Raw genomic sequence first — 5,940 nt, 5'->3', positions numbered from 1 at the left:
ATGCGACGGCGACCATGCCGCCAATAACTGCGGCAAACCCGTCTCCAGCCCCGCCGGCGGCGGTGGGGACGGTAGTGCCAGTCCCGATGATAGACTTGCTGCACTTCTGCCTGTGCGTCTTCTTCAAAGGTCTCTGTTTGTGGCGTCTCAAGTTCATCGAGGATGCCGTGTCCGGCCCCTGGAACACCCGCCATTGCGTCAGTTGGGCGGACAGCGCTTGCAAGGGCCGCTGCCCCGGCAACGCCAAACATTGCAGTCAAGAAGGATCGCCGATCCATAATAAACCTCCCAAGGTACATGTGCTAGAAATGCGCCCACGCCTGCCGAATGAGCATGCATGGGCGCACGGTGAAATACAGGACCCGCCCGCCGCCGAAGCAGCTCACGGGTCCTATCAGCGCAGGAAGGGACGTAGCTGCGCCGATCCACGCCATGTCAGCCAAGAACGACCCCCATCACCAGGAAGGTGATGGCTGTTGCGAAAATCGGTGCGAGCAACCATCGCGCCTGGCCGACACTTTTTTCCACTGTTTCTCTCCGAATTGGAGAGACAACAACCTTTAGGCCTAAGCCGTTCCGCCTACTCCCAACGGGTAAGACCATTGCGTTTTCCAACCAGACTTTGGTCCTGCGCGGATTCAGACAGAGGCCCGTATGAGGAACGTTTGGCCTGGCGACGTGTTCGGGTGGCTGGCGCCCAGCCGATCGTGCTGCCGCCAGGTTACAAGAGGAGAAAAACAAATGAGGATGCACCTAAGCAGCGCCGCTGCGGCGCTCTTGCTGTTGGCCAGCGTCGGCGCGGTTGCGGCACAGGATGTGGTTATCACACCGGAACAGGACACCGTCGTGCGCGAATACGTGAAGAAGCAACCCTTGGCTTCTGTGAAGCTTCCGGGGGTGGAGTTGAATGTCGGCACGGCTCTGCCAGACACGGTCGAACTCCACGAGGTTCCCAACGTCAAATACCGCTATACGGTGGTCGACAACCGAACGGTTTTGGTGGACCCGAGCACACGCAAGATTGTGAAAGTCTACGACTGAAACTTCGAACCGGCCAGGCCCGCCGGCAGGGATGCCGGCGGGTTGCGCTCGTCAAATCGCCACTCAATCGGACAAATGAAAATGATGAACCCTGAAGTCGAGACGTCGCAAGCGCTCGTGGCGCGCCTGGTTGATCTCCAGGCGAGAGCGCGGGCAGCACGTATAAATGAGGCCGAAATAAAGACCTTCCAAAAGGTCGCAGCCGTCACGGATGATGGTCGAGGTCGGTCGGCTCAGGATCTGGCCGTTCCAGGTTCGATGGCGACATAGTGGTGCACGAGGTCACACCCCAATCGCCGCCACAAGAATTCGGTTCTGCCCGCGGATCGCCGCGCGCAGTTCCAACATTCCAAGTTGTGCCTTCTTCTACGACGCGCCAGCAACCTGGGTGGATGCCCCAACCCTGGTGAAGGTGTTCCGCACCCTGACGGACTTGTAGACGTAGGCGACCCAGAGCCCTATCAGCACAAACGAGACTATGTGCGTCGCAAGCGCCTCGCCAGTGACCACTTGCCGAACCGAAACCCCGATCGCGGTGGAGACCCAGATCGCGTCCAGTATGACCGCCACCGGGATTGCGAGCCATTGGATGAGAAACAACTGCTTGAACCGAAGGCTCCGCCTCAGCATGGCAACGAGCACCACAAGCTGAAGCACCATGAATGCCAGCAGCAGGGCAACCTCGCCATAGACCACCATGGGTCCATTCGGCACCAGCATGAGCTGGTTGTCGCCATCGCTGGAGGCCCCCAATTCGGCGAGTGTGCGCAGCGGTGACAATGCCTGACCGATAGCCAGCAGCATCAGCCAGCCGCCGAAGCCCACAAGAGCCTCAGGATTCTGCGACGGCTTCGCGGCCGATCGAACAGCAAAGAAAACAGGCACGCCGATCAACAGCAGCATGATCGCCCAATGCCAGATGGAAAACGCCCCCATTTACGCCTCCCCTTTTTATGCTCCCTTAAGTTGTACCAGGCTTTAAATTCAACTCAAGAGGCGAGCGCTGGTGTGAAATGACAATATGCCGAACCGACGATTTTCTCCTGTCTGCTCCTGACTCCCTCACACCCCGATCGCCGCCACCAAAATCCGGTTCTGCCTCCGTATCGCTGCGCGCAGCTCCGGTATCCTCGCCGCGTCGCGTTTCACGAACTCGATGAACATCATGTTCATGTTGTTGAAGATCAGTTCGCCGAGCGCCGCCCCGTCGATGTCCTGGCGCACCAGGCCGAGCGCCTGCAGCCGGGCGATCAGGGCGCGGATCTGTTCGGTCAGCGCGCGGTCGAGCGCGGTGTAGGCCTGGCCGAACGGGCTGTCGGGCAGTTGCGTCGAGATCGCCATTGCCTGCCGCCACATCTCCTTGCTGAGATAGTGCAGCGAGTGCTCGATGTAGATGCCGATCAGCGTATCCAGCGCATCGCCGACATTGGCCGGCGGCCTGGCGACGACGCCCTGCCCGGCATTCAGCACCTCGTTGACCTCCAGCGAGACGATGGCGCCGAGGATGTCGCCCTTGTTCTCGTAGTAATTGTAGATGGTGCCGACCGAGACCTCGGCCTGCGTGGCGATCGCCTCTATCTTGGCGCCCTCATAGCCGGCCTCTCGAAACAGTTCCGCCGCCGCTTCGATGATGCGCCTGTGCCGGTCCGCCTTTTGCCTTGCCCGCAATCCGCTCATTCCAGCCTCTTTCCACAAAAACAGAATTGACTCAATTTTAGAATTGGTTCAATTTTTTGCAAGAAGCCACAAAGGCAAGGGAGAACACTCGATGTCCGCACATTCCAAGACCATGAATTCGCTTTCCATGTTGAAGAGCCATCTGCATGCTGCGTGCGCGGCCGCGGCGCTGTTGCTCGCAGCCGGCAGCGCTGTCCAGGCCGCCGACCTCAACGCGCTGATCTGGTGCGATCATGCCGATCCGGCGCTGCTGCAGCCCTTCGAGGAGGCCAATGGCGTCAAGGTCAACGTCAAGGATTTCGAGGGCACCGGCGCTGGCCTCGCCATCGTCGAACAGTCGCAGCCGGGCGACTGGGACGTGATGGTGATCGATTCGATCGACGTGCCGCGCGGCGTCGAAAAAGGCCTGTTCGAGCCGCTGCCGGAAGACAAGCTGCCGCTGGCCGACCTGTTTGCGCAGGTGAAGATGAACGGCTCCACCATGGTCGGCGGCAAGCGCTACGGCATCACCGAAAAGTTCGGCTACAACACGATCGGCTACAACAAGACCAAGGTCGATCCGGCCGACATGCAGTCGATGGCGGCCCTGACCGGCGACAAGTACAAGGGCAAGGTCGCCATCTACGACTACTACCTGCCGGTCATCGGCATGGCCGCACTGGCGATCGGCAAGAAGACGGCCGATCTCACCGAAGCCGACCTGCCCGCCCTCAAGGACGAGCTCTTGAAGATGAAAGCCAATGCCAAGCTGGTCGGCGAAGTGACCGCCAGCCAGACGGCGCTGGCGACGGGCGAGGTCGACATACTGGTCGGCGGCGGCGAATGGGTGACGGCGGGCCTAGCCAAGGAAAACCCGGCGCTGGACTTCTCCATCCCGAAAGAAGGTGCGGTTCTGTGGTCGCAGTCGCTGGCCATGTTCAAGGATTCCAAGAACAAGGACATGGCGCTGAAGTTCATCCAGTACATTATGAGCCCGGAGGGCCAGGCGCGGCTTGCCACCTCCTCCTGCTACTGGGGCATGCCGGCCAACACCAAGGCAGCACTGACCGACGACCAGAAGAAGGTGCTGCGCTTCGACGAACAGCCGGGCTTCCTGACGCGTGCCCAGGCCTATCCGGCGCCGAACGCCGATCTCGACAAGAAGATGCAGGACATGTGGACCGAAATGCTGCAGGCGAAATGAGCCGATAGCGCTCATGAGCTCGGCTGGAAACAACCCCTTGCCCCGGGCGGGCCATACCCTGCCCCGGGCGAGCTCTGCTCTGCCCTGGGCGCTGGTCACGCCGGCGCTCGGCTGGACGCTGCTGTTCTTCGTGCTGCCGTTCATTGCCATGGGGTTTTCCAGCCTGACGGCGCATGAGGGCGGCGGCTTCACGCTGTCCAACTACAGCCAATTCTTCACCAACCCCTCCTACTGGCAGGCGATGGTGAACTCGCTTGAGGTGACCGCGATCGTCACCGTGGTCTCGGTGCTGCTCGCCTATCCCTTCGCCTGGATCCTCGCCGAACAGGTGCCGGAGCGCTGGCAGCGGCTGGCGCTGATGCTGGCGGTGCTGCCGTTCTGGACCTCCTATGTCGTGCGCTCCTATTCCTGGCTGCTGGTGCTGGCGCAGAACGGCGTCATAAACCGGGCGCTGACCGGCTCCGGCCTCATCAGCGAGCCTGTGCATCTCGCCAACACGCGTTTCGCCACCATCACCGGCTTCGTGCACTTCTTCGTCATGTTGTTGACGCTGACGATCTTCGCCAATCTCAAGCAGCTCAGCCCGAGCTACCGCAAGGCGGCCGCCGATCTCGGCGCCGGGCCGGTGCGAACCTTCCTGCATGTCGTGCTGCCGCTGACCTTGCCCGGCATCATGGTCGGCGCCTTCCTCACCTTCGTGCTGTGCATCGGCGACTACATCACGCCGCAGATCCTGGGCGGCAACAACGAGCTGCTGATGCCGCAGCTGGTGATGATGCAGATCGGCCGGCGCGGCGACTTTCCGCTGGCCTCGGCGCTGTCGATCATCCTGATGGCGGTGGTCACCATCGCCTATCTCGCCTGCGCCCACTGGCTGAAGATCGAGCGGGCCTGAGATGCGCAGGATTGTCCGCATCGCCTCCTGGCTCTACGCGCTTGCCGTCTACGGCTTCATCTTCCTGCCCGTGATCGTGCTGGTACTGTTTTCGCTGCAGGCGACGTCGTTCCCGATCCCGCCCTTCACCGGCCCGTCGCTGCGCTGGTACGACGCGGTGCTCTCGGACCCACGGCTGACTTCGGCGTTGGTCAATTCGCTGCTGGTCGCGTCCATCTCGTCGCTCGCCGCCGTGACGCTCGGCTTCCTTTCCGCCTGGGGCTTTGCCCGCTTCGTCCTGCCCGGCTCCGGCCTGCTGCGCGGGCTGATCACCCTGCCGCTGACGGTCAGCTATCTCATCATCGGCATGGGGCTGCTGGTGCTGTTCAACTGGGCCGGCGTACCGAAATCGCTACTGGCTGCCGGCATCGGCCATGTCGTGATCAATCTGCCGCTGTGCTTTGCCATCATCTACAGCCAGATGGGCGACCATCAGATCAACATCGAGCGCGCCGCGCGCGACCTCGGCGCGCCGGAATGGAAGGTGCTGCTGTTGATCACCGTGCCGGTCATGGCGCCGGCCATCTTCGCCGGCTTCTTCCTGTCGATGACCTTCTCCTGGGACGAATTCGTGATCTCCTTCCTGCTCACCCGCTTCGACACCACGCTGCCGGTCGAGATCTGGAACCTGCTGCGTTCCGGCCTCAATCCCAAGACCAATGCCGTCGGCTCGCTGGTCTTCGCCGTCTCCATCGTGCTGGTGGTGTTTTTTGAACTGACATTGCTTCGGAGAAAGCCGGCATGAGCGCGCCCCTCGTCGACATCAGCAGTGTCTCGCATCGCTTCGGCCAGCACACCGTGCTGAAGGATGTCTCGCTGCAGATCGAGCCCGGCAGCTACACGATCCTGCTCGGGCCGTCCGGCTCCGGCAAGACGACGCTCTTGTCCATTCTGGGCGGCTTCGTCACCCCCAGCGAAGGCAAGGTGTTCATCCGTGGCGAGGATTGCACGTCGGTGCCGCCGGCCAAGCGCCCGACGACGACGGTGTTCCAGGACTATGCGCTGTTTCCGCATATGAGCGTCGGCAGCAATGTCGGCTTCGGCCTGCGCATGCAGGGCGTCGACGGCGCGACACGCGCCGCAAAGGCGCGCGAGGCGCTGGCGC

The 5,940-nt window shown here is 61.9% G+C and carries 8 protein-coding genes; 5 read left to right on the top strand and 3 right to left on the bottom strand.

Features of this window, described 5'->3' with window-relative positions; genetic code table 11:
* A partial coding sequence (locus tag EN884_RS39045) for a hypothetical protein (RefSeq protein WP_206617621.1) occupies window positions 1-223 on the bottom strand: 223 nt, incomplete at its 3' end.
* 518 nt (window positions 224-741) lie between these two features.
* Between EN884_RS39045 and EN884_RS22300 the strand changes: the two genes are divergently transcribed.
* Window positions 742-1,041 carry a DUF1236 domain-containing protein gene (locus EN884_RS22300; RefSeq protein WP_013531386.1) on the top strand — a complete coding sequence of 100 codons (300 nt, stop codon included), beginning with the start codon at window positions 742-744 and terminating at the stop codon, window positions 1,039-1,041.
* Between the two features lie 366 nt (window positions 1,042-1,407).
* On the opposite strand, the gene EN884_RS22290 is transcribed toward EN884_RS22300, so the two are convergent.
* Window positions 1,408-1,977, bottom strand: coding sequence for a DUF2569 family protein (locus EN884_RS22290; protein WP_063168081.1), 570 nt, complete (start codon window positions 1,975-1,977; stop codon window positions 1,408-1,410).
* A 126-nt stretch (window positions 1,978-2,103) separates the two neighbouring features.
* Complete coding sequence (locus tag EN884_RS22285; protein WP_024503901.1) at window positions 2,104-2,718, bottom strand: TetR/AcrR family transcriptional regulator; 615 nt, start codon at window positions 2,716-2,718, stop codon at window positions 2,104-2,106.
* Between the two features lie 91 nt (window positions 2,719-2,809).
* Here EN884_RS22285 and EN884_RS22280 point away from each other — a divergent pair, with 91 nt between their 5' ends.
* From EN884_RS22280 to EN884_RS22265, 4 genes are all read left to right on the top strand, one after another.
* A complete protein-coding gene (locus tag EN884_RS22280; protein WP_063168082.1) occupies window positions 2,810-3,901 on the top strand; it encodes a spermidine/putrescine ABC transporter substrate-binding protein in 1,092 nt (363 codons plus the stop codon).
* Between the two features lie 13 nt (window positions 3,902-3,914).
* Window positions 3,915-4,796 carry an ABC transporter permease gene (locus tag EN884_RS22275; protein ID WP_063168083.1) on the top strand — a complete coding sequence of 294 codons (882 nt, stop codon included), beginning with the start codon at window positions 3,915-3,917 and terminating at the stop codon, window positions 4,794-4,796.
* 1 nt (window position 4,797) lies between these two features.
* The gene (locus EN884_RS22270) at window positions 4,798-5,580 is read left to right on the top strand and encodes an ABC transporter permease (RefSeq protein WP_013531381.1); all 783 of its coding nucleotides are present in this window, start codon (window positions 4,798-4,800) and stop codon (window positions 5,578-5,580) included.
* A partial coding sequence (locus EN884_RS22265; protein WP_164895106.1) for an ABC transporter ATP-binding protein occupies window positions 5,577-5,940 on the top strand: 364 nt, incomplete at its 3' end. The genes EN884_RS22270 and EN884_RS22265, both read left to right, overlap by 4 nt.

It is taken from the genome of Mesorhizobium sp. M7A.F.Ca.AU.001.01.1.1, from assembly GCF_004022735.1.
In the GTDB taxonomy this organism is placed as follows: Bacteria; Pseudomonadota; Alphaproteobacteria; order Rhizobiales; family Rhizobiaceae; genus Mesorhizobium; species Mesorhizobium ciceri.
The sequence above is the reverse complement of the archived record's forward strand: the minus strand, read 5'-3'. Positions and strand labels throughout refer to the sequence as shown.